Origin of the sequence: Curtobacterium sp. ER1/6 (assembly GCF_001742745.1) — a bacterium.
GTDB lineage: Bacteria > Actinomycetota > Actinomycetes > Actinomycetales > Microbacteriaceae > Curtobacterium > Curtobacterium citri.
In genome coordinates this window covers 87048-110351 of record NZ_MJAK01000007.1, presented here as the reverse complement: position 1 = coordinate 110351, position 23304 = coordinate 87048, and the positions used below count along the sequence as shown (strand labels likewise).

The following is a 23304-nucleotide window of genomic DNA, read 5'->3' as shown; positions in this document are numbered from 1 at the left end:
CGTCCACCCCTCCTCGGCGCCCGGTCGGCGCCCGAGAGGATCCTCCCACAAGCGCCTCCGCCCGGTCTCGGCAGCCCGGCCGGGCCCGCCGGTCAGACCTGGATGGTCGTCACCGGCAGGGTCGAGTCGGCGGCGATCCCGAGGTCGCTCGGCGCGTGCCCCTCGGCCACCAGACGCGCACCGATCGCGGCGATCATCGCGCCGTTGTCCGTGCAGAGGTCGAACGGCGGGATCCGCAGCGCGACGCCGGCGGCAGCGCACCGCTCCTCGGCGACGGCGCGGAGCCGGGCGTTCGCGACGACCCCGCCGCCGAGCAGCAGCCGGTCGACGCCGGTGTCCCGGCACGCGGCGAGCGCCTTCGTGAGGAGGACGTCCACGACGGCCTCGCGGAACGACGCCGCGACGTCCGCGACCGGCACCTCGCGGCCCTCGTCGCGGCACTTCTCGACCCAGCGCGCGACGGCCGTCTTGAGTCCCGAGAACGAGAAGTCGTACCGGTGCGCCGCCATGTCCTTCGGCAGCGTGAGGCCGCGGGGGAAGCGGATCGCGGTCGGGTCGCCGTCGGCAGCCGCCCGGTCGATCTGCGGGCCGCCGGGGTAGGGCAGGCCGAGCAGCCGCGCGACCTTGTCGAACGCCTCGCCCGCGGCGTCGTCGATGGTCTCGCCGAGCAGTTCGACGTCGCCGACCAGGTCGCGCACGAGCAGCAGCGAGGTGTGCCCGCCGGAGACCAGCAGCGCCACGGTCGGCAGCTCGATCGCGGTGTCGTCCGCGCGCAGCACGTCCGCACCGACGTGCCCGACGAGGTGGTTCACCCCGTACAGCGGCTTGCCGGTCGCGACCGCGAGTGCCTTGGCCGCGCCGACCCCGACCATGAGGGCGCCCGCGAGCCCCGGTCCCGCGGTCACCGCGACCGCGTCGAGCTCGTCGAGCGTCACGCCCGCGCGCTCGAGGGCCTCGTGCAGGGTCGGGGTCATCGCCTCGAGGTGTGCCCGCGCCGCGACCTCGGGCACGACCCCGCCGTAGCGCGCGTGCTCCTCCATGCTCGAGGCGATGACGTTGGCCAGCAGGGTGGTGCCGCGGACGATGCCGACCCCTGTCTCGTCGCAGCTCGTCTCGATGCCGAGCACCAGGGGTTCAGTCGCGCTCACCGAGGGTCTCCTGTCCGATGGGTCCGGGGCCGGTCGGCGCGGGTGCGAGCTTCGCCCGCATCACCCACGCGTCGACACCGTCCGGCTGGTAGTAGCGGGGGCGGACGGCGATCTGCTCGAAGCCGGCCGCCGCGTACATCGCCTGGGCCACGGGGTTGTCGGCACGGACCTCGAGGAACACCTCGTGCACCCCGCGTCGACGGGCCTCGTCGAGCAGTTCCGTGAAGAGCGCCCTCCCGATCCCCCGCCCCCGCTGCTCGGCCGCGACGGCGATGGTCTGCACGTCCGCGACGGGGTTGCCGGCGAGCGAGGACAGCCCGGCGTAGCCGACGACCGTCGGGGCGCCGTCCTCCGTGGTCTCGACCACGACGTAGTACCCGTGCGGCGACCAGAGCTCGCCGGACATCTGCGACGCCGACCAGGCGTCCGTCGGGAACGAGGCGTGCTCGAGCCACATGATGTCGTCGAGGTCCTGCGGGACCGCCCGGCGCATCCGCAGTCCGTCCGCCGCCGGTCCGCTCACCGGACGACCCGCTTCGGGGCTCCCGGCACCGTCACGTCGGGGTCGCGCAGGTACAGCGGGGTGTCGTCGGCGAAGGGCGCGCCGGAGGCGAGCCGGTCCGCGGCGATCGCCCCGAGCCTCCCGGCCGGCACCGTCGCGACCGTCACCCTGTCCCAGCCCACCGCGTCCGGACGGGAGGCACGGATCGCCTCGTCCAGGTCCGCCGGCCTGGCGAGTCCCGGACCCGCCACCCGTGTGCCGGTCCGGTCGTAGGCGCTCCAGTAGACCTCGCGCCGACGCGCGTCCGTCAGGACGACGAACGGACCGTCCTGGGCCTGGTCGGCCGCGATCGCGTCGTGGCTGACGAGGGGCAGGACGGGGACGCCGCGGGCGGCGGCGAAGGTGCGCGCGGCCGCGATGCCGACGCGCAGCCCGGTGAAGGGGCCGGGACCCGTGCCGGCGACGACGCCGGTGACGTCGGCGCCGGTGATCCCGGCCTCGGCGAGGACCTCGGCGAGGAACGGTCCGATGACCTCGGCGTGGCGGCGGGAGTCGTCGGTGCTGCGCTCGGCGACGGTCCGGCCGGTCGTCGGGTCGACGACCGCGACGGAGGTACCGGCTGACGTGTCGATGGCGAGGAGCACCCGTCCATCGTAGGTCCGACCGCGCCGCCGGGTTTGTGAGCAAGCGTTTGCAGAATCACCGTGGGTCGAGTAGGAATACTCTCCGGTGATGTTCTGCCGAACACATGCAGAGCACACGCGACACGAACAGGAAGGACGCTCGATGCCCTGGACCCCTCGTACTGCCGTGCACCGCGACCCCGACCAGTGGCGCCGTCGCGGGCTGACACCGCCCGCCGAACTCGAGGCGCTCGTGCACGCCCGGGTGGGGTGGCTCCCCGTCGCCGAGCCGAGCTACGCCGACTTCTTCATCGACCCGACCGCTCGCCTTCCCGGCGAGTGACCACCGCGGAACCCGTCAGAGCGCGGTGTCGGCCCACCGCGCACCGGTCGCGGTGACGACGACCCGTCGGGGCTCGTCCGGCACGTCGTCCGGGTCGAGGCCGTCCGTCGACGCGTCCGCTCCGGTCGCGCGGACGATCTCCACGTCGAGCACGGCGTCGGAGATGCCGTCGACGAACCCGCGGCCCCACTCGACGACCACGATCGCGGCGTCCCAGTCGAGGTCGAGGTCGTCGAGCTCCACCGGGTCGCTCAGGCGGTAGGCGTCGACGTGCACCAGGTCCGGCCCCGCCGAGGTGGGGTGGGTCCGGGCGAGCACGAAGGTCGGGCTGGAGACCTGTCCGCGTGCGCCGAGCGCCGCGCCGAGGCCGCGGGTCAGCGTCGTCTTGCCGGCACCGAGCGGCCCGGTGAGGACGACGAGGTCCCCCGCACGCAGGACCGCGGCGAGCCGGGCGCCGAGCGCGCCCATCTCGTCGGTCGTCGACACCGTGGTGTCGAGCAGCACGCGGGGGGCGTCCGTCACGGCTGCTCCCGCAGGTAGTCGCCGACGCGCCCGCCGACCTCGTGTCCGACGACCTCACGCGGGACGCGGGCGCCGATGCGGCACGTCACCTCTTCGCCGATCGTGCCGAGCGCCTCGCCCCACTCGAGGACGGTCATCTCGCCGTGCTCCCCCGTGCCGAAGAGCACGACGGGGTCGCCGACCCGGACCTCGTCGTCGCCGACGTCGACCAGGAACTGGTCCATGGCGACCCGACCGGCGATCGGGTAGCGCTTGCCGGCGATCGTGACCTCGATCCGCCCCTGCGCCAGGCGCGGGACACCGTCCGCGTAGCCGACCGGCACGAGGGCGAGCGTCGTCTCCGCGCTGGTGCGGTACGTGTAGTCGTACGAGACGCCCGTGTCGACGGGCACCCGCTTCGTCTTCGCGACCGAGGCCGTCAGCGTCATCACCGGCTCGAGACCGAGGTCCGCGGCGGAGACACCGTCGGCCCCGGGGATGCCGAACAGGTTGGCGCCCATCCGGACCATGTCCTTCCGGAACTCCTTGCGCTCGAGCCCGGCGAGCGACGCCGCGACGTGCTCCATCGGCAGGTCGAGCCCGAGGTCCTCCGCCGCCTCGACGGCGCGGTCGAACACCGCCACCGCGGCGCTGTCGTCGTCGTCGGAGGACTCGGCGAGGTGCGTGTACGCAGCGACGACCTCGATCCGACCGGCACGCTGCGCCTGCACGGCCAGGGACACCAGGTCGGGCCAGACATCGGCCGTGGCGCCGTCGCGGTGCAGACCGGAGTCGACGCCGAGGTGCACGCGGGCGGGACGCTGGTCGACGGCGTCGACGACCCGCTGCAGCTCGGCGACGTTCGAGACGCCGAGGTCGATCGCCGAGTCGATCGCATCCCGGAAGTCGAGCGCGGGGTCGTGCTGCCAGGTGAAGAGGTGGACGTCCTCGCCGATGCCGATCGACCGCAGTCGCAGCGCCGCGGGCACCGTCAGCACCCCGATCCACCGGACCCCGGCGTCGACGGCGGCGAGGGCGATCGGCTCGAGGCCGTGCCCGTAGGCGTCGGCCTTCATGATCGCCATGACCTCGACCGGTGCCATCCAGCCGCGGACCAGGTCGAGGTTCGACCGGTACGCGTCGAGGTCGATCCGGGCCCGGCGCAGCGGCGCGTTCACGTCGTCCTCCGTTCCACGCTGCGGCCGACCCTCGCGACCACCTCGTAGTTGATCGTGCCGATCGCGGCCGCCCACTCCTCGACGGCCGGGTCGCCGTCCGCCGGGTCACCCCAGAGCACGGCCTCGTCGCCGACCCGGACGTCCGCGTCACCGATGTCGATGTGCATGGCGTTCATCGCGACGCGTCCGACGACGGGGAAGCGACGGTCGCCGATGCGGACGGACACCCGGTTGCCGAGGTCACGGTCGAAGCCGTCGGCGTAGCCGAGCCCGATCACCGCCAGGCGGGTGTCCGTCTCCGCCCGCCAGGTGTAGCCGTAGCTCACGCCCTCGCCCGCGGCGACCGGGACGGTCCGCAGGACGGCGGCGGTCACGCGCATCGCCGGGCGCAGCCCGAGGTCGGCGGACGAGCGGTCGGCGAACGGGCTCAGGCCGTACAGCGCCAGCCCGACCCGGGCGGCGTCGTGCCGCGTCTCGGGCACCGCGATGCTCGCCGCGCTCGCGGCGAGGTGCACCACGTCCGGCACGATGCCGTTCGCCGCGAGCCCGTCGAGGGCCCGCTGCAGCGCGGCGTCCTGGTCGAGGTCGTCCGCACGCGAGGCGTTCGACAGGTGCGACATGAGCCCCTCGACGCGCGTGCGCCCACCGGACCGGGCGATGCGTCCCGCGGTCGCGAACAGCTCGGCCCACTCGGACTCCACGGCGCCGTTGCGGCTCAGGCCGGTGTCGACGCAGACGTGCACGGCCGGTACCTCGGAGTCGGCTGCCGCGGCCAGCTGGGACACGCTCGAGACCGCCGGGGTGACGTCGTACTGCGCGGCGCGGCGGAAGTCCTCGTCCGGGGCGTGCAGCCACGAGAGGATCCGCACGCCCTCGTCGATCCCGGCGCGGCGGAGCGCGATGCCCTCGTCGACGTCCGCGACCCCGAGCCATTCGGCGCCCGCGTCGACGAAGGCCCGTGCGGCGTGGAGCGCCCCGTGGCCGTACGCGTTCGCCTTCACGACCGCGATCACCCCGGCGGGCGCGACGCGCTCGGACACGGTCACGTAGTTGGCGATCAACGCTTCGCGGTCGACCGTGATGCCGGTGAACGCGGTCATGCGCTCCCCCCTTCGATGACGACGAACGCCGTCGCGATGCCGCCGTCGTGCGACAGCGACAGGTGGACGTCCGTGACGCCGCGGTCCGCCGCCACCCGACGGGCCCCCTCGTGCAGGGTGAGCGACGGGTTCCGCTGGTCGTCGGCGACGACCTCGAGCTCCTGCCAGCTCAGTCCGGCGCTCGACCCGAAGGCCTTGATGAGCGCCTCCTTCGCCGCGAACCGCGCGGCGAGCGAGGACACCGGACGCGGTTCGCCGTCGCGCAGCAGCTCGGCGGGGGTGAACAGCCGGGTGCGCAGTGCCGGAGTGCGTTCGAGCACACCCCGGAACCGCTCCGTGTCGACGACGTCGACCCCGATGCCGATGATCACGTCCGACCTACTCGACGGTGACCGACTTCGCCAGGTTGCGCGGCTGGTCGACGTCGAGGCCCTTGGCGGCGGCGAGCTCCATGCCGAACATGTGCAGCGGCGCGACGGCGAGCAGCGGCTCGAACAGCGGCGTGGCGAGCGGGATGCGCAGGACCTCGTCGGCGAAGGGCAGCACGGCGGCGTCCCCTTCTTCGGCGATGGCGATCACCCGGGCGCCGCGGGCGCGGATCTCCTGGATGTTCGAGACGACCTTCGGGTGCAGCGAGCGCGGGTCGCGCGGCGACGGCACGATGACGAAGACGATCTGCCCGGGCTCGATCAGGGCGATCGGACCGTGCTTGAGCTCGCCGGCGGCGAAGCCCTCGGCGTGGATGTAGGCGAGCTCCTTGAGCTTGAGCGCACCCTCGAGCGCGATCGGGTAGCCCACGTGGCGACCGAGGAACAGCACGCTCCGGGTGTCCGCCATCCACTTCGCCAGCTCGGCGATGCCGGACGCGTCGTCGATGGTCTGCTGCAGCTTCGGCGCGAGTCCCTCGAGCTCGGCGACCTGCTCGGCGACCTGCTCGGCCGTCAGCGTGCCGCGCAGCGTGGCGAGGTGCAGCCCGAGCAGGTACAGCGCCACGCCCTGGGCGATGAACGCCTTCGTGGACGCGACGGCGACCTCCGGCCCGGCGTGCGTGTAGATCACGGCGTCGGACTCGCGCGGGATCGTCGCGCCCTGCGTGTTGCAGATCGAGAGCACCTGCGCGCCCTGCTCGCGGGCGTACTTCACGGCCATGAGCGTGTCCATGGTCTCGCCCGACTGGCTGATCGAGACCACGAGGGTGCGCTCGTCGAGCACCGGGTCGCGGTACCGGAACTCGTGTGCGAGCTCGACCTCGACCGGCACGCGGGCCCACTGCTCGATCGCGTACTTGCCGAGGGTCCCGGCGTAGGCGGCGGTGCCGCAGGCGATCACGATCACGCGGTCCACCTGCTGCAGGCGCTCGGCGATCGGGTCGAGGTCGGTCAGCGTGACGGCACCGTCGTGCACGCGGCCGAGGATCGTCTTCGCGACGGCCTCGGGCTCCTCGCTGATCTCCTTCGCCATGAAGGAGCTCCAGCCGCCCTTGTCGGCGGCCGACGCGTCCCAGCTGACCTCGAACTCGTCCGGGGTCGCGGGGGTGCCGTCGAAGTGCACGACCTCGACCCCCTCGGGGCGGATCGTGGCGATCTCGTCCTGCCCGATCGCGAGCGCGCGCTGCGTGTAGGCGACGAACGCGGCGACGTCCGAGCCCATGAAGTTCTCGCCGTCGCCGAGGCCGACCACGAGCGGGGAGTTCCGGCGGGCACCGACGACGACGCCCGGCTGGTCGGCGTGCACGACGAGGAGCGTGAAGGCACCCTCGAGCCGCTGCACGGCCTGCTGCATGGCGGCCGTCAGGTCGCCGGTCTCGCGGAAGGACCGCGCGACGAGGTGCGCCGCGACCTCGGAGTCCGTCTCGCTGGCGAACGTCACGCCCTCGGCGAGGAGCTCCTCCTTCAGCGGGGCGAAGTTCTCGATGATGCCGTTGTGGATGAGGGCGAGCTTGCCGCCGTCCGCCAGGTGCGGGTGCGCGTTGCCGTCGGTCGGACCGCCGTGCGTCGCCCAGCGGGTGTGCCCGATGCCCGTGGCTCCGTCGGCGATGGGGTGCGCCTCGAGCTCGTCGACGAGGGCCTGGAGCTTGCCCGCCTTCTTCGCCGAGACCAGGTCGCCGGGTCGGTCGACGACGGCGATGCCGGCAGAGTCGTAACCGCGGTACTCGAGCCGACGGAGGCCCCCGAGGAGGACCTCCTGGCTGCTCCCGGTGCCGACGTAGCCCACGATTCCACACATGCGGTCGATCCTACGGTCTGGCTGACCGCCGACCCTGCGAAGCCGCGGGTGGCGGGGATAACGTTCCGATCATGGGACGCTTCGACGACATCGCGATCACGACGCTGAACGGCGGGCAGACGACGTTCGGGCAGTACGCGGACAAGGCGGTGCTCGTCGTGAACGTGGCCTCGCGGTGCGGGCTCGCACCCCAGTACGAGCAGCTCGAGGCCCTGCAGAAGACCTACGCCGAGCGCGGCTTCACGGTCCTCGGCTTCCCGAGCAACCAGTTCCTGCAGGAGCTCGGTACCTCCGAGGCGATCGACGAGTACTGCTCGACCACGTGGGGCGTGACGTTCCCGATGTCCGAGAAGGTCAAGGTGAACGGCAAGGGTGCCCACCCGCTCTACCAGGCGCTCAAGGAGACCCCCGACGCCTCCGGCAAGGCCGGCCGGGTGAGCTGGAACTTCGAGAAGTTCCTCGTCGCCCCCGACGGCTCCGTCACGCGCTTCCGTCCCACCACGAAGCCGGACGCCCCCGAGGTGGTCGCCGCCATCGAGGCGGCCCTGCCCGCCTGACCTCCGATCGACGTGCCGGTCGCGTCCTGCGGACACGCACCGTGCCCCGAGCGGGAGGCGCGCACCACCGCAGCCCGTCCGCTCACCTGCTCCGCGCCTCCCGTCGGTACGCTCGTGCCCATGCCGATCACGGAGACCGCCGTCGCGCACCCGACCCCGTTCGTGGAGATCCCGCGCGACGAGTGGTCCCAGCTGGCGCCGAGGGAGCACCTGTCGCTCACGGAGACCGAGGTCGTGCAGCTGCGCGGCCTGGGCGACCGGCTGGACATGCAGGAGGTCCAGGAGGTCTACCTCCCCCTCTCGCGGCTGCTGACGCTGTACGCGGCAGGGGCGCGGGACCTGCACGCGGAGACGAGCCGCTTCCTCGGCGAGCGGGCCGGTCGGACGCCGTTCGTCATCGGCGTCGCCGGGTCGGTGGCCGTCGGCAAGTCCACCGTCGCCCGACTGCTCCGCGAGCTGACGAAGCGCTGGCCCGACACCCCGCGCGTGGAGCTCGTCACGACCGACGGGTTCCTCTACCCGAACGCGGAGCTGGAGCGCCGCGGGATCATGGACCGCAAGGGCTTCCCGGAGTCGTACGACCGCCGGGCCCTGCTGCGGTTCGTCAGCCAGGTCAAGAGCGGCGCGACCGAGGTCCGTGCGCCGTTCTACTCGCACCTGGTCTACGACATCGTGCCGGACGCGGAGATCGTCGTGCGGCAGCCGGACGTCCTCATCGTCGAGGGGCTCAACGTGCTCGCGCCGCCGGTGCACGGGCGGCTCGCGCTCTCCGACCTCTTCGACTTCACCATCTACGTCGACGCGAAGACGAAGGACATCGAGTCCTGGTACGTCGACCGGTTCCTGGCCCTGCAGGAGGAGGCGTTCTCGAGCCCCGACTCGTTCTTCCACCGGTTCGCCTCGTTGTCGCGCGAGGACGCGGTGCGGACGGCGACCGAGGTCTGGCGGGCCATCAACGAGCCGAACCTGCTCGAGAACGTGCTGCCGACGCGCTCCCGGGCGACCCTCGTGCTGAAGAAGGGCGCGAACCACAAGGTGTCGTCGGTGCTGCTCCGCAAGATCTGACGCGGGGGCGGCCGCCGGCTGCACGGCACGGCACGGCGGGCGCATCGAACCAGGAAGACGACATCGAACCAGGACGAGCGCCTGGTTCGATGTCGTCTTCGTGGTTCGACAGCGGGCAGCGCCCGCGTGGCGAACGGCCTACGCGGCCTCGTCGATCGTCAGCCGGTCACGCACGACGTCCGCGAGCTCCTCGGCGACGCGCTCGGCGTCCTCCTGCGAGGCGGCCTCGACCATGACGCGGACGACCGGCTCGGTGCCGGACGGACGCAGCAGCACCCGGCCGGAGTCGCCGAGCGCCGCCGTGGCCGCGGCGACCGCGTCCTGCACGCCCTGGTCCTCGAGCCCGTGGCGGTCGACGCCCCGGACGTTCAGGAGCACCTGCGGGAAGACGGTCATGCACGACGCGAGCTCCTGCAGGCTCTTCCCGGTGCGCGCCATCTCGGCCACCAGGTGCAGCCCGGTCAGGACCCCGTCGCCGGTGGTCGCGTAGTCGTTGAAGATGATGTGGCCGGACTGCTCGCCGCCGAGCGAGAACCCGCCCTCGTTCATCTTCTCGAGCACGTAGCGGTCACCGACGCCGGTCTCGAGCACCGTGATGCCCGCGTCCGCCATGGCCCGCTTCAGGCCCAGGTTCGACATGACCGTCGCGACCAGCGTGTCGTCCTTCAGGTGGCCGCGCTCCTGCAGCGACAGCGCGAGGATCGCCATGATCTGGTCGCCGTCGATCGCGTTGCCCGCGGCGTCCACCGCGAGGCACCGGTCGGCGTCGCCGTCGTGCGCGATGCCCACGTCGGCGCCGTGCTCGAGCACCGCCCGGGCGAGGTTGTCGATGTGTGTCGACCCCACGCCGTCGTTGATGTTCATGCCGTCCGGCTCGGCGCCGATCAGGGTCACGCGGGCACCCGCGTTCACGAACACCTCGGGCGAGACGCCGGCGGCCGCGCCGTTCGCGCAGTCGAGCACGACGTGGAGACCGTCGAGCCGGTGCGGCAGCGTGCCGAGCAGGTGCACGACGTAGCGGTCCTCGGCGTCGGCGAACCGGGTGATCCGGCCGACCTCGCCGCCCGTGGGGGTGGGCGCGGACTGGTCGTGCATGGCCGCCTCGATGCGGTCCTCGACCTCGTCGGGCAGCTTGCGGCCGCCCGTCGCGAAGAACTTGATGCCGTTGTCGGGCGCTGGGTTGTGCGACGCGGAGATCATGACGCCGAAGTCGGCGTCGATGTCCGCCACCAGGTACGCGGCGGCGGGGGTGGGGATGACCCCGGCGTCGAGCACGTCGACGCCGGCGGAGGCGAGCCCGGCCGCGACCGCGGCACCGAGGAACTCGCCGGAGACGCGCGGGTCGCGCGCCAGGACCGCACGGGGGCGCGGTCGACCGGACGCCCGGCGGGCGTCCGCATGGTGTCCGTGCGTGAGCACGGCCGCGCTGGCCTGGGCGAGACCCAGAGCCAGCGCGGCCGTCAGCTCGCCGTTGGCGAGTCCACGAACACCGTCGGTACCGAACAGACGCGGCATTGCGATCGGGTTCGTCGCGCGACTAGCGCTTCGAGAACTGCGACGCCTTGCGGGCCTTCTTGAGACCGGCCTTCTTGCGCTCGATGACGCGGGCGTCACGGGTGAGGAAGCCGGCCTTCTTGAGGGTGGCGCGGTTGTTCTCGCGGTCGATCTCGTTCAGCGCACGCGCGATCGCGAGGCGGAGCGCACCGGCCTGACCCGAGGGGCCGCCGCCGGTGATGCGGGCGACGACGTCGTAGGCGCCGAGGAGCTCGAGCACCTTGAACGGGTCGTTGATGAGCTGCTGGTGCAGCTTGTTCGGGAAGTAGTCCTCGAGCGTGCGGCCGTTCACCGTGAAGGAGCCGCCACCGGGGACGAGGCGGACGCGCGCGATGGCCTCCTTGCGGCGCCCGACGGCACCGCCCGAGACGTTGAGGATCTGGCGGGGAGCGGCCTCGGACGCGACGGGCGCGCTCTCGGTGGTGAAGCTCTCCGGGGTCTGGTCGAGGGAGTCAGCGATCTGAGCCATGAGTTTTATCAGTCCTTGAAGTCGTCGTGGCCGGAACTACTGTGCGACCTGGTCGAAGGTGTACGCCTTGGGCTGCTGCGCGGCGTGCGGGTGCTCCGGGCCGGCGTAGACCTTGAGCTTGCCGAGCTGCTCACGGCCGAGCGTGTTCTTCGGCAGCATGCCGCGGATAGCCTTCTCGACGGCGCGGGTCGGGTGCTTCTCGAGCATCTCCGGGTAGGAGGTCGCCGTGAGGCCGCCCGGGTAGCCCGAGTGACGGTAGTAGACCTTCTTCGCGAGCTTGGAGCCGGTGAGGGCGACTTTGTCCGCGTTGATGATGATGACGTAGTCACCCATGTCCATGTGCTGGGCGAAGGTGGCCTTGTGCTTGCCGCGCAGGAGCGCCGCGGCGTGGGTGGCGAGACGGCCGAGGACGACGTCGGTCGCGTCGATGACGATCCAGTCGTGCTGGACGTCTGCCGGCTTCGGGGAGAACGTACGAGTCACAGGAGTGCTGCTTTCGTGTCGAGGTGAGGAGTCCGTGAATCCCGCTCCGGTGGGTGTTCCGCGGGCGATGCTCGTGGAACTGCCCGGTGGAGGGCTCATCTGACTGTCCGGCGCACGGGGCGCACAGACCAAGGTGAGAGCCTACCCGACGCGGCTCGCCTTGTCGAACGCACCTGACCGACGGACGGGAGGCACGGTGCCGGGCCGCCACGCGCCTCCCGTCCGTCCGGTGGTCACCGCGGGGAACGCGACACCGCACCCGTCGATCGACGGGTGCGGTGTCGCGTTCGACGTGCGTTCAGCGCGTCAGGCGGTGCGGGCCGCCCGACGACGACGGGTCACGATCAGTCCGGTGCCGGCAGCGAGCAGGAGCAGCGCGGCGGCGAGGCCACCGGTGAGCTCGGCCCCGGTGAACGCCAGCTCGCCCGTCGCCGGGTCGATCCGGATGTCGGTCCAGCCGACGAGCGACCCGTCGGCGGCGGCGGTGACGGCGAGGCGGTGCGACCCGGTCGTCGTGCCGATCGGGATCGTCACGCGGACGGTGCCGTCGGCGGCGACCACCTCGGTGCCGAGGAGCACCGCGTCGGAGTACAGCCACACCGAGATCCGCTGCCCGGCGAGCGCCGAGCCGACACCGACCGTGATGGTCTCGCCCGCACGGGCCGAGGCCGGCGCGGTGATGCTGCCACGGTTCGCCTCGGTCAGCGAGGACCCGGCGGGAGCGACGGGCGTCTGGCCGGCGCCGGGGGTGGTGCCGCTGCCGGTGCCGTTGCCGTTGCCGTTGCCCGGAGCGGGCGTCTCGCCGTCGCCAGGGGTCGGGGTCTCGCCGTCACCCGGGGTCGGGGTCTCGTCCGCTGCCAGGTCGAATCCGACCAGGATCGGGTCGTGGTCGCTCGCGCGGTACACGTCGTCGCGGTACAGGTCCGTGACGTTGTAGTCGTAGCGGCTGTACTCGAGGCCCACCGACTCGGTCGAGTTGATGTTCCAGATGTCCACGCCCGTGACGGCTGCGAGTGCGGCCGGGGACGCGAGCACGTGGTCGAGCGAACCGCTCAGGCCGCTGAAGACGTACGAGTACTCCGTCGAGTCCTTCGCCGGACCGAGGTCCGTGTAGCCGGCGTCACGCAGGACGACCATCGGGTCCTCCTCGCTGTAGGCGTTGAAGTCGCCGAGCATGAACACGCGGTCCGTGCCGTACTTCTCCTGCTCGGTGGTCGAGAAGGCGGCGAGCGCCTGGGCCTGCCGGACGCGGTCGGCGTTCGAGGCGCCCTGGCCGTCGCCCTGGTCGGCGTTCTCGCCCGTGCCCGACCCCTTCGACTTGAAGTGGTTCGCGATCACGAGGAAGTCGTCGGCGGCCGTCCCGCCGAGCGGGCGGAAGGCGTCGGCGACGGGCTGCCGGGCGTTCACGAACGCCGGGTCGTCGAGGATGGTCGACTCGCCGACCGGGGCGACCCGGTCCTTCTTGTAGATGAGCGCGAGACGGATGACGTCCTCGCTCGCCGGGACCTTCGCCGGGGAGGGGACGTAGGCCCAGGTGTCCTGGCCGGTCGCGGCGTTCAGCGCGGCCACCAGGGTCGCCACCGCGGCGTCGCGGTCCTGACCGAAGCGCTTCGAGTTCTCGATCTCCTCGAGCGAGACGACGTCGGCGCCCAGGGCGTTGATCGCCTTCACGATCTTCACCTGCTGGCGCGCGAGGTCGTCGGCGTTCGCTGCACCGCGGGCGTCGCAGCCGCCGCGGACGGTCACGGGGTCGCCGTCACGGTCGGTGTAGTACGTGCAGCCGGTGAGCTGGTCGCCCGTGGTCGGGAAGTAGTTCAGCACGTTGAACCCGGCGAGCTTGAGGTCCCCGCCGACGTTCTCCGGCGTCGCGGTGCGGACATTCGAGAACGATGCGGGCAGGTCCGCCGCCGGGGTCGCGCCGGTGATCGGCGTCGTCGGCTGGAACTTCCACGCGTCGTTGCGGTAGTCGAGGACGACCGGCTCCGAGAACGTGGCGGCGGCACCGACGGTGACCGGGCCCTGGGTGAGCCAGGACACCGGCACCGACTGGTTCGCGGCGCTGAGGAAGTTCGTGCTCGCGCCGTCGTCGAGGACGACCTTGCGTGCGGCGTTGTCGGCGACGACCGCGGCGTACTCGGCGCTGCCCGGGCGGGCGACCTCGGTCGGCTGGATCAGGCGCTTCGTGCCCGCGGCGAGCGCGATCTCGCCGTACTGGTTCGTCGTGTAGTTGTCGGCGACCGTGTAGTCGCCCTGCGGTGCGACGAGCATGCTCTCGAGCGACTCGCGCTGGGCGTCCGTGCGCGGCAGCGTCAGCGTCGCCGGGGCCGGCTGCACGACGCCCGCGGCGGGGAGCTTCTCGACGTCCGCGGTCGAGCCGACCTCGAGCTCGGTGAGGCCGTTGTACTCGGCGACCGTGCCCGTGAGGCGCACGGCGTCACCGATGGCCACGCTGCCCGCGGTCGCGGCGGAGAACACGAACACGGCGTCCGACGCGGTGTGCGTGGCGAGGTCGACCGCACCGCCGGTGCCGGCGGTCTGGACCGTGTAGCCGTTCAGGCCGCCCGTGGCGTAGACCGCGGTCACGACGCCGTCGGTGACGACCCGCTTGCCGACGTACGGCGAGGCGGTGCCGGTGCCCTGCAGCTGCGCGATGGTGACGGCCTCGGCGGGACCGGCCGGCGTGCCGGGGTCGGTGGGCTCGGGGTCGGTCGGCGTGGTGCTGCCAGTCTCGCCTGCGGCGTTCGTCGGGGTCAACGACTCGGTGACCGTGAAGTCGGTGCCGTTGACGTCGGTGTCCGTCGCCCCGGCCCGGGTCAGGCCGTTCGGCACGTTGTTGGCGCCGGTCACGGACCGGACTGCACCCTCGTACGTGTTCGACGCACCGTAGCCGAGCAGGTCCACGACACCGGGCGTGCCCGTCGCGACGGGGCCGGCGGGGAGCGCGAGCGCAGCCGTGGTGTTCGACAGCGCGAGGGTCCCGGTGGTGCCCGAGGGGTTGATCGAGGCGGTGTCGTCCGCGGTCGGCAGGTCGGCGCCCACCGCGGTCGAGCCACCGTTGCCGGTCATCGACACCAGGAACGTGCCGTTCGCGGGCACGGTGCCCTCGAGCGCGCTCGTCGAGAAGTTCCCGGTGCTGGTCGCCGCGCGGTACTGGAGCGACCAGCCGGCGAGCGACACCGGCGACGCGGTGGGGTTCGTGATCTCGACGAACTTCTCCTTGTAGAAGGCGTTCGCGCTGCCGCCCTTGAGGTACGCCTCGCTGATGACGAGGCCGGTACCGGCGGGGTTCGCGAGGGCGGTGGAGACGGAGACGAGTGGGGCGGCGACGAGCGTCGCAGCGACCGTGGCGCACAGCACGGTGCGCCGCAGGAGGTTGGGCATGCTGACCTTCGGCAGGAGGAGGGGGACTGGACCACGCTAGACACCTGATCGGTCGCTCAGGTTTCCGGCAGGTGAACGATCCGGTCCACCCCCGTCATGGGCACGGTCAGCCGGCGACCGGCACCCACTCGCTCCCGACCCGGTGCACCGCGGGCCCGTGCCCCGGCAGCAGGACCTCCGGGTACGGCAACGCCCGCGCCGAGGCGAGCGCCGCGTCCTGGTCCGCCGTGAAGAACGGCGTGATCATCCGCGGCCGGGGCTGCCAGGACCGCGGCAGCGTGTCGTGGTGCGTGACGACCGCGTCGCCCGTCACGATCGCCCCCGCGGCGGGGAGCAGGTACGCGGTGGAGCCGGCGGTGTGCCCGACGGCGGGGAACGGGGTCACGGCACGCTCGGCGAAGTCGGCGCCCGTGAACGCCCGCGCGGTCGGCACCGTCACCGGTCGCAGCGCGTCCGAGCCGATCGCCCGCGCGAGCCACCGGAGCGTCCGGGGTGCCGCCAGCCGCCCGCCGATCTCCGCGGGCGTGACCTGCTGCCGCCCGGGCCCGCGGACGTTGTCGAGCTCGTCCGCGTGGGCGAGGACCTCGACGTGCGGGAACCGCTCGAGGATCCCGGGGAGGCCGCCGACGTGGTCGACGTGCCCGTGCGTGACGTAGACACGTCGCAGGTCCCCGAGGTCGTGTCCCGCCCACCGCACGGTGTCGAGCACGAGGTCGGTGTCCGCCGGGTAGCCGGCGTCGATCAGCGCGACGCCGTCCTCCTCGGCGAGGACGACCCAGTTCGACACCGGTCCCTCGACGAAGACGACCCCGGGGCCGACGGAGACGACCGAACGCGGCCTGCGGGAACTCATCCCCCGACGGTACCGGCGCCCGGCTCGTCGTCCGACCGGCGCGCACGGGTCTGCGTCGCTCGCACGGCGAGCTCGTCGTCCGCCGGGTAGCCGACCTCGGTGAGCGTGAGCCCGAGGGCCGGCGCGACCGCGAACGCGCTGGTGCGCTGTTCGGCGACCCGGAGTTCCTCGAGCCGGTCCGGGCCGAAGCGGCCCTCCCCCACGGCGATGGTCGCGCCGACCATCGCACGCACCATGGAGTGGCAGAAGGCGTCGGCCTGGAGGCGCGCCACCAGCACGCCGTCCGGCTCGCGGTCCCAGCGGAACTCCTGCAGCGTCCGGATGGTCGTGGCGCCCTCGCGCGGCTTGCAGAAGGTCGCGAAGTCGTGCAGCCCGAGCAGCCGGAGCGCACCGCGCTCCATCGCCGCCGGGTCCAGACGCGTCGGGTGCCAGAGCGTGTGCCCACGACGACGGGGATCGCGCGGGGCGTCGGCGTCCGCGACCCGGTACTCGTAGCGCCGCCAGAGCGGGGAGAACCGAGCGTCGAACCCGTCCGGCGCGACCGAGGCCCGCCGCACGACGACGTCGCCCGTCGGCGCCGCGATGCCGTTGATCCTCCGGACCAGACCGTCGAGCGACGTGCGCGGCGGCCCGTCGGGCGAGGACCGCCGCGGGCGGGTCAGGGCGCCCCACTGCTCGGCGGTCAGGTCGAGGTGGGCGACCTGCCCGGTGGCGTGCACCCCCGCGTCCGTCCGTCCCGCGACCGTGAGCAGCGGCGGCGCACCCCAGCGGGTGAACACGGTCGCGAGGGCCGACTCCAGCGCACCCTGCACGGTCCGCAGCCCGGGCTGCCGGGCCCAGCCCGAGAACGCCGCACCGTCGTACGCGACGTCGAGGCGCAGCCGCACCCCGTCCGTGCCCGCAGCACCCGATCCGTCCGTCGCGTCCGTCCCGTCCACGGGAGCGAGCGTACCGGGGGCGACCAGGGCCTCCCGGCCGACCCCGCGCCCCGACCGAGGCGGACCGCCGGTGTCAGCGCGTGTCAGTGCCGCGTCAGTGGCGCGTGAGCGCCCGGCGGCACCATCGACACCGACATCGACGAAAGGACCTCCCGATGACCACCACACCCCTCGCGGTCGAGGCCACCGGCCTCGTGAAGACCTTCGGGTCGAACCGTGCCGTGGACGGCGTCGACCTCCGGGTCGAGGCCGGGACCGTCTACGGCGTGCTCGGCCCGAACGGCGCCGGCAAGACCACCACGATCTCGATGCTCGCCACGCTGCTCGTGCCCGACGGCGGCGAGGCCCGCGTCTTCGGTCACGACGTCCGGCGCGACCCGCAGACCGTCCGCTCCCTGATCGGCGTGACCGGCCAGTACGCCAGCGTCGACGAGACGCTGAGCGCGACCGAGAACCTCGTCATCTTCGCGCGGCTGCTCGGGCTCTCCCGCACCGACGCGAAGCGCAAGGCGGTCGAGCTGCTCGAGCGCTTCGGACTCTCCGAGGCGGCGGCGCGTCCGTTGAAGAAGTTCTCCGGGGGCATGCGCCGCCGGCTCGACCTGGCCGCGAGCCTCATCGCGCAGCCGCCGCTCATCTTCCTCGACGAGCCGACGACCGGCCTCGACCCGCGGACCCGCGCCCAGATGTGGGACACGATCCGCGAGCTCGTCGCGACCGGTTCCACCGTCGTGCTCACCACGCAGTACCTCGACGAGGCCGACCAGCTCGCCGACCGCATCGCCGTGATCGACCGCGGCCGCGTGGTCGCCGAGGGCACCGCCGACGAACTGAAGTCGTCGGTCGGCACGGCCTCGTTGCAGCTGCGGCTCGCGGACGCCGACCCGATCGCGATGACGACCGCCGCCGCGCTCGTCGAACGGGTGCTCGGCACGCCCGCGGTCGTCAGCCCCGAGGGCGCGCGACTCACCGCCCCGATGACCGCGCCCGACCGCGTCACCGACCTGCTCGTGTCGTTCCGCGACGCGGGCGTCTCCCTCGCCGAGATCAGCGTCCAGAAGCCGACGCTCGACGAGGTCTTCCTCACCATCACCGGCTCGCCGGCGTCCGCGGACGCCGAGACCGAGTCCGAGCGCGCGCTCGAAGGGAGCCTCGCATGACCACCCTCGCCCCGACACCCACCACCACGTCGTCGCCCCGCGTGACCCCCCGCCCGGGGATCGGCGGCACCGGCCTCGCCGCGACCGTCCGGCAGTCGTTCACGATGGCCTACCGCGGGCTCGTGAAGATCCGGCGCACGCCCGAGCAGCTGTTCGACGTCACGCTGATGCCGATCGTCTTCACCGTGATGTTCACGTACATCTTCGGTGGCGCGATCTCCGGTGACGTCGGCAGCTACCTGCCCGTCATCATCCCCGGCATCCTCGTCCAGACGGCGATCACGTCGTCGGTCGTCACGGGCGTCCAGCTCCGCGAGGACATGGACAAGGGCGTGTTCGACCGCTTCCGGTCGCTGCCCATCGCCCGCATCGCCCCGCTCGCCGGAGCCCTGCTCGCCGACACCGTCCGGTACGCCATCGCGACGACGATCACGTTCGTGGTCGGGATCGTCATGGGGCTGCGTCCCGCCGGCGGCCTCGGTGCGGTCCTGCTCGCGGCACTGCTCGTCATCGTGGTCGCCTGGGCGATCAGCTGGGTCTTCGCCTACTTCGGCGTCATCGCCCGCACCGCGTCGAGTGTCTCGGGCATCGCCAACCTGGTGCTCTTCCCGCTGACCTTCCTGTCGAACGCGTTCGTCCCGACGGACACGCTGCCGGCCTGGCTGCGCTGGTTCACCGAGGTCAACCCGGTCTCGCACCTCATCACCGCGGTGCGCGACCTCGTCAACCACGGCACGGTCGGCGGGGACCTCTGGCTCAGCCTGCTCGGTGCGGCCGTCGTCGTCGCCGTGTTCGCGCCGCTGACGGTCCGCGCCTACATGCGGAAGGCCTGACGGACGGCGCAGGCGGTCGTCGGGCTCAGGCGGTCGTGGGGCTCAGGCGGGCAACCGCGCGTCCTCGAGCAGCGTCCGTACCCGCGAGGCGGCCTCGGTCCGGTCCCAGCCGGCCGCGGCCGCCTCGGCGTCCGTCATCGCGGCCTCGCCGACGACCTCGACGAGCAGCCGCCGCAACCGGTCGTGGGCGAGGACCGCGAAGTCCTGCCGCGACCCGATCCTCCTGATCGCACCCCAGCACGCCGCCGCCGTCGCCGGGCGACCCGTCCGCGCGGAGGCGACGGCCAGCCCGGCGAGCGCCGTCCCGATCACCGGCATGTCCCGGCGGGCGTCCCGCAGGCGCAGCTGGACGAGAGCGCCGACCCGGATGCGGCGGGCGACGGCCCTCTCGGCAGCCGGGAGGCCCGTGGCGGCACCGCCGGACCGGGCCGCCGCCGCCTCGTCCACCGCCGCGATCCGCGCGGCCCCCGCCATGAGCGCCCAGTGTGCGGCGCTCCCCCGGCCGGGCTGCACGACGTCCCACGCCTCGGTGTACCCGGCGGCGGCCGTCGCGAAGTCCCCCTCGTGGCGGGCGCACTCGGCGGTGATCGCGACCGCGAGGACCGCGATGAGGCCCCGGTCGTCGAAGCCACCCCGGCCGCCGGTCGGTCGGTGTCGCAGGTCCGCGGCGATCGACCGGGCGCGCTCGACGTCGCCGATCGCCGCCGACGCGAGTCCGACCGTCCACCCGATCTCGTACAGGTCGTCCTCAGCGCCGAACAGCTCGAGGTGCTCGCGGGCGGTGACGGCCGCGGCGAGCGACTCCCGGTAGCGGCCGGACTGGGCGAGCAGCTGCGTCAGGGTGGTCGAGCCGGTCCCGGTGGTCCAGACGTCGCCGGTGCCCAGCGACAGCTCCTGGGCCCGCCGGGCGAAGCGGAGCGCCTCGGCCGGCTCCCCGGCGTTCTCGGCGAGTGGCGCGCTGAGCAGGTTCCCGAGGCAGGCGAGCGCCGGGTCCGGGTCGTCCCGGAGCCGGGCGAGCAACGCGGTGGCCGGCCCGGGGCGTCCGACGGTGAGCAGGAGCTCGGCGAGCGCGTCGACCACGGGGTGGTCGGCACGGCCGACCCGGTGCAGGCGCCGGAGCCCGGAGACGGCCCGTGCGGTCGTCCGCAGGTCGGAGAACGCCGAGGTGGCGCCACACAGCACGAGTCCGGTGACCGCGGCCGTGCGGTCCGCCGGGTCCGGCTCGCGGGACCGCAGCGCCGCGACGACGTCGGGTGCGACGGCGACGACCTCGCGGTGCAGCCCGCGCAGCGTCCAGTAGCCGCCGAGGGCGGCGAACACCTGCGTGACCGTCGGGACGTCGTCCGCCCAGAGGGCCCAGCGCAGCAGCGTCACGAGGTTGTCGGCCTCGCGCCGGACCTCGGTGAAGGCGACGAACTGCTGCGGGCCACCCAGGGCGAAGACGTTCCGCGTCGACGACAGCGCACGGCCCCAGGCGGTCATCGCCGTCCGGACCGTCCCGGTCGCGCCGCGCTCGGCCAGGCGCGCGGCCCCGAACTCGCGGACGGTCTCGAGCAGCCGGTAGCGCACCGGCTCCCCCTCGAGCTCGACGAGCTGCACGAGCGACTGCTCCACGAGCTCGGCGAGGTCGTCGAGCGCGTCCGGACGCCGGTCGGGTGCCGCCACGGCCTCGACCGCGTCGACCGCCACGCCGTCGGGGAAGAGCGCGAGCCGGGTGAGCAGGTCCTGCGCCCCCGGGTCGAGGAGCCGCCAGCTCCACTCGATCACCGCGAGCAGGGTGCGGTGCCGCTCCGGCGCGCTGCGGTCGCCACCGCGGAGCAGCGCGAAGCGGTCGTCGAGCCGGCGTTCGACCTCGTCCACGGACATGCCGCGGATCCGGGCCGCGGCGAGCTCGATCGCGAGCGGGCTGCCGTCGAGCCGGGTGCAGATCCGGCGCACCGCGTCGACGGGCAGCACGGCACCGGGGCGGGCGGCACGGGCGCGCTCGGTGAAGAGCCGAACGGCCGCACCGTCGGCCTCGACCGGCAGCGGTCCGAGCGGTGCGACGACCTCGCCCGCGATCGCGAGCGGTGCCCGCGAGGTCGTGAGGACCCGGAGACCCGGCACGGCGGCGAGCAGGTCGGCGGTGCAGCGGGCGACGTCGTGCAGCAGGTGCTCGCAGTTGTCGAGGACGAGCACCGTCGGCCCGTCGTCGAGGGCCCGGACCACGCGGCTCCACAGGTCGGTGACGACGGCGTCCTGGAGCATCCGCGCCGACCGGACCTCCGCGATCCCGAGCAGCGCACCGAGCGCGGGCAGCAGGTCCTGCCCGTCGCCGATCGGCGCGAGCTCGCACACGACGACGCCCGTGGTGGCCGGCAGCGCCCCGGCGACGGCCTGCGCCAGCCGGGTCTTCCCGAGCCCGCCCGGGCCGAGCACGGTGACCAGGCGGTGCTCGTCGAGGAGCCCCGAGACCGCGGCGAGGTCGTCCTGCCGTCCGACCAGCTCGTTCGGCGCGACGCGGAGGCCGACCCGCCGGACCGGGTCGTCGGCGGCCACGGACCGCCGGAGCAGTTCGGCGTTGAGCCGCACCAGCTCGCCGGACGGGTCTGCGCCGAGCCCGTCCGCCAGGCGTTCCCGGTGCGCGGCGAACACCGCGAGCGCCTCGGCCGTGCGACCGTCCGCGTCGAGCGCCCGCATCGCCCCCGCCGCCGCGGTGTCGTCGTAGGGCGACGCCTCGGCCTCGGCGACCCAGATCGTGGCCGCCGCACCGGTGTCCCCGTCCGCGAGCAGCAGCGCGCCGAGCCGCCGACGCAGGGCGTGCTCGGTCGTCGCAGCCCGGTCGGTCAGCGCGGTGCCGAGGTCGCCGTCGACGTCGGCGCCCGGGGTGCCGCGCCAGCGGTCCAGCGCGGTGCGCACGGTCGTCGGGTCGGAGTCGTGCACGGCCTGTTCAGCGGCCACGAGGTCGACGCCGTCCGGGTCGCCGCCGAGTGCGTACCCCGTGCTCGTCGAGACGACCAGGCCGTCCGCGGTCGTGCGGCGCAGGCGCGAGACGAGGGTCTGCAGCGCGGCCCGGGCACCCTTCGGCCGGTCGTCGCCCCACAGCTCGTCGATGAGCGCATCGGTGCCGAGCGCGTGCCCGGGTGCGAGCACGAGCGCCGTCAGGAACGACCGGGCGAGCGCTCCGGGCACCGGGAGCGCCGTGCCGTCCGGACCGGCGACGGTGACCGGTCCGAGGACGGCGACACGGGGGGCGACGGGCACGGCCCGATCCTAGTGAGCGTGACCGCCGGTCGAGCGGCCGAACGGCCCGGTCTTCGTGTCGACGTCCTCCGTCGCCCGCTTCTCCGACTCGAGGATCCCGCGCAGCGCCACGATCGCACTCGCCGTCACGGTGACGTGCGACGGGTTCGAGCGACTGGCGTCGAGCGCCTCCTCGAGCCGTGCGATCGCCTCGTCGCCCTCGTCCTCCGGGCAGTCCCCGCGCACCACGCAGGCGACCTGGCGCAGCGCACCGGCCATCGGCTCCGCGAACGCCGGGTCCGGCCGGCCGATGTTGTCGGCCACCGGACCGGACCGTGCCACGAGCTCGGTGAGGTCCGTCGTGTACCAGGCCGCCCGTTCGAGCGCGCGGAAGCGTGCCCCGTCCGTCGCCAGCCGGGCGCGGGAGCCACGGAGGGCGCTGCGCGGGTTCATCCGACGACTCTCCTGCGCCACCGACACCCGGTCCCGCACGTCGGCGATCGCTTTGTCGAGCCGCCCCTGCTGCCGGTCCCAGGCCTGCGTGTCCGGCTCCCCCTTGTCGAGCACGTCCGCGAGGTCGTCGAGGTGCTGCGCGAGCACCGCGTTCACCTGGTCGATGCGGCGCTCGGCGTCCCAGAAGTGCAGCGGCGGCACGATCGCGAAGTTCACCGCGAGGCCGATGGCGATCCCGATGGCCATCTGCACGACGTACGCGAACGAGTAGCCCTCGGCGTTGCCGCCACCGATGAGGAGCACGAACAGCGCCGCCATCGGCACCCAGGAGTACCCCTCGCCGAGGATCCGGAAGCCGCTGACGAGGACACCGAGGCCCACGACCAGCGCCACGGCGACGACCCCGGGGGCGTCCACGAGCATCGTGAAGCCGGCGATCAGGATCCCGAGCGTGATGCCGACCAGCGTCTGCACGCCCGCGCGGATGCCGGCGAACACCGTCGTCCGCATCGCGACGATGGCCCCGAGCGGGGCGTAGTACGGGTACTCGGCGGCGACGCCGGGCGCGTACCTGGCGAGGGTCCACGCGATCACGGCGGCGATCGCGGCCTTGGCCGCGAGGAGCAGGCGCGGTTGCGTCCCCGAGTCGCGGCTCCACTGCCACAGTCGGCGCCCCGCGCCGGTGATCCGTTCTGCTCGTGCCATGACGGGATCACCG

Annotated in this window: 21 protein-coding genes; 5 read left to right on the top strand and 16 right to left on the bottom strand. The window is 73.3% G+C overall.

Annotated elements, in window-relative coordinates:
• Positions 1-92 precede the first annotated feature (92 nt).
• From tsaD to tsaB, 3 genes are read right to left on the bottom strand one after another with little or no spacing between them, the layout of a single operon-like run.
• A complete protein-coding gene (gene tsaD / locus Cus16_RS11770) occupies positions 93-1148 on the bottom strand; it encodes a tRNA (adenosine(37)-N6)-threonylcarbamoyltransferase complex transferase subunit TsaD (protein WP_069712832.1) in 1056 nt (351 codons plus the stop codon).
• On the bottom strand, positions 1135-1671 hold the full coding sequence (rimI, locus tag Cus16_RS11765; protein WP_317614864.1) for a ribosomal protein S18-alanine N-acetyltransferase: 537 nt from the start codon (positions 1669-1671) through the stop codon (positions 1135-1137). The genes tsaD and rimI overlap by 14 nt, the downstream gene beginning before the upstream one ends.
• Positions 1668-2294 (bottom strand): tRNA (adenosine(37)-N6)-threonylcarbamoyltransferase complex dimerization subunit type 1 TsaB, encoded by a 627-nt coding sequence (tsaB, locus tag Cus16_RS11760; RefSeq protein ID WP_069712831.1) that lies wholly within the window; start codon positions 2292-2294, stop codon positions 1668-1670. Before tsaB ends, rimI begins: the two co-directional genes overlap by 4 nt.
• Positions 2295-2436: 142 nt before the next feature.
• On the opposite strand from tsaB, the gene Cus16_RS16385 reads away from it, so the two are divergent.
• The gene (locus tag Cus16_RS16385) at positions 2437-2616 is read left to right on the top strand and encodes a hypothetical protein (protein WP_141718952.1); all 180 of its coding nucleotides are present in this window, start codon (positions 2437-2439) and stop codon (positions 2614-2616) included.
• Between the two features lie 15 nt (positions 2617-2631).
• Here the strand turns inward: Cus16_RS16385 and tsaE are convergent, their stop codons facing one another.
• Genes tsaE through glmS form a run of 5 tightly spaced genes read right to left on the bottom strand, consistent with a single transcriptional unit; the run spans position 2632 to position 7621 of the window.
• Complete coding sequence (tsaE, locus tag Cus16_RS11755; protein ID WP_069712830.1) at positions 2632-3138, bottom strand: tRNA (adenosine(37)-N6)-threonylcarbamoyltransferase complex ATPase subunit type 1 TsaE; 507 nt, start codon at positions 3136-3138, stop codon at positions 2632-2634.
• A complete protein-coding gene (gene alr / locus Cus16_RS11750) occupies positions 3135-4295 on the bottom strand; it encodes an alanine racemase (RefSeq protein WP_069712829.1) in 1161 nt (386 codons plus the stop codon). Before alr (Cus16_RS11750) ends, tsaE begins: the two co-directional genes overlap by 4 nt.
• The gene (alr, locus tag Cus16_RS11745; RefSeq protein WP_069712828.1) at positions 4292-5395 is read right to left on the bottom strand and encodes an alanine racemase; all 1104 of its coding nucleotides are present in this window, start codon (positions 5393-5395) and stop codon (positions 4292-4294) included. The genes alr (Cus16_RS11750) and alr (Cus16_RS11745) overlap by 4 nt, the downstream gene beginning before the upstream one ends.
• The gene (locus tag Cus16_RS11740) at positions 5392-5766 is read right to left on the bottom strand and encodes a holo-ACP synthase (protein ID WP_069712827.1); all 375 of its coding nucleotides are present in this window, start codon (positions 5764-5766) and stop codon (positions 5392-5394) included. Before Cus16_RS11740 ends, alr (Cus16_RS11745) begins: the two co-directional genes overlap by 4 nt.
• Positions 5767-5773: 7 nt before the next feature.
• A complete protein-coding gene (glmS, locus tag Cus16_RS11735) occupies positions 5774-7621 on the bottom strand; it encodes a glutamine--fructose-6-phosphate transaminase (isomerizing) (RefSeq protein WP_069712826.1) in 1848 nt (615 codons plus the stop codon).
• A gap of 71 nt (positions 7622-7692) precedes the next feature.
• On the opposite strand from glmS, the gene Cus16_RS11730 reads away from it, so the two are divergent.
• Positions 7693-8178, top strand: a complete 486-nt coding sequence (locus Cus16_RS11730) for a glutathione peroxidase (protein ID WP_069712825.1) — start codon at positions 7693-7695, stop codon at positions 8176-8178.
• A 120-nt stretch (positions 8179-8298) separates the two neighbouring features.
• The gene (gene coaA, locus Cus16_RS11725) at positions 8299-9243 is read left to right on the top strand and encodes a type I pantothenate kinase (RefSeq protein WP_069712824.1); all 945 of its coding nucleotides are present in this window, start codon (positions 8299-8301) and stop codon (positions 9241-9243) included.
• A gap of 138 nt (positions 9244-9381) precedes the next feature.
• Here coaA and glmM read toward each other — a convergent pair whose 3' ends face one another.
• From glmM to Cus16_RS11695, 6 genes are all read right to left on the bottom strand, one after another.
• Positions 9382-10758: a phosphoglucosamine mutase gene (gene glmM / locus Cus16_RS11720; RefSeq protein ID WP_069712823.1), complete on the bottom strand. Its 1377-nt coding sequence runs from the start codon at positions 10756-10758 to the stop codon at positions 9382-9384.
• A 22-nt stretch (positions 10759-10780) separates the two neighbouring features.
• Positions 10781-11266, bottom strand: a complete 486-nt coding sequence (gene rpsI / locus Cus16_RS11715; RefSeq protein ID WP_069712822.1) for a 30S ribosomal protein S9 — start codon at positions 11264-11266, stop codon at positions 10781-10783.
• Between the two features lie 36 nt (positions 11267-11302).
• On the bottom strand, positions 11303-11749 hold the full coding sequence (rplM, locus tag Cus16_RS11710; RefSeq protein WP_069712821.1) for a 50S ribosomal protein L13: 447 nt from the start codon (positions 11747-11749) through the stop codon (positions 11303-11305).
• Positions 11750-12055: 306 nt separating this feature from the next.
• Positions 12056-15130 carry an ExeM/NucH family extracellular endonuclease gene (locus Cus16_RS11705; RefSeq protein ID WP_069712820.1) on the bottom strand — a complete coding sequence of 1025 codons (3075 nt, stop codon included), beginning with the start codon at positions 15128-15130 and terminating at the stop codon, positions 12056-12058.
• A 106-nt stretch (positions 15131-15236) separates the two neighbouring features.
• Positions 15237-15983, bottom strand: coding sequence for an MBL fold metallo-hydrolase (locus Cus16_RS11700; RefSeq protein ID WP_069712819.1), 747 nt, complete (start codon positions 15981-15983; stop codon positions 15237-15239).
• Positions 15980-16921: a tRNA pseudouridine synthase A gene (locus Cus16_RS11695; RefSeq protein WP_223246602.1), complete on the bottom strand. Its 942-nt coding sequence runs from the start codon at positions 16919-16921 to the stop codon at positions 15980-15982. Before Cus16_RS11695 ends, Cus16_RS11700 begins: the two co-directional genes overlap by 4 nt.
• 155 nt (positions 16922-17076) lie before the next feature.
• On the opposite strand from Cus16_RS11695, the gene Cus16_RS11690 reads away from it, so the two are divergent.
• The gene (locus Cus16_RS11690; RefSeq protein WP_069712818.1) at positions 17077-18078 is read left to right on the top strand and encodes an ATP-binding cassette domain-containing protein; all 1002 of its coding nucleotides are present in this window, start codon (positions 17077-17079) and stop codon (positions 18076-18078) included.
• Complete coding sequence (locus Cus16_RS11685; protein WP_083263921.1) at positions 18075-18911, top strand: ABC transporter permease; 837 nt, start codon at positions 18075-18077, stop codon at positions 18909-18911. Before Cus16_RS11690 ends, Cus16_RS11685 begins: the two co-directional genes overlap by 4 nt.
• Before the next feature lie 42 nt (positions 18912-18953).
• Here the strand turns inward: Cus16_RS11685 and Cus16_RS11680 are convergent, their stop codons facing one another.
• The gene (locus Cus16_RS11680; RefSeq protein ID WP_069712817.1) at positions 18954-22154 is read right to left on the bottom strand and encodes a BTAD domain-containing putative transcriptional regulator; all 3201 of its coding nucleotides are present in this window, start codon (positions 22152-22154) and stop codon (positions 18954-18956) included.
• 9 nt (positions 22155-22163) lie between these two features.
• Entirely contained in the window at positions 22164-23291 is a 1128-nt protein-coding gene (locus Cus16_RS11675; protein WP_069712816.1) for an FUSC family protein, read from the bottom strand.
• Positions 23292-23304: the final 13 nt, after the last annotated feature.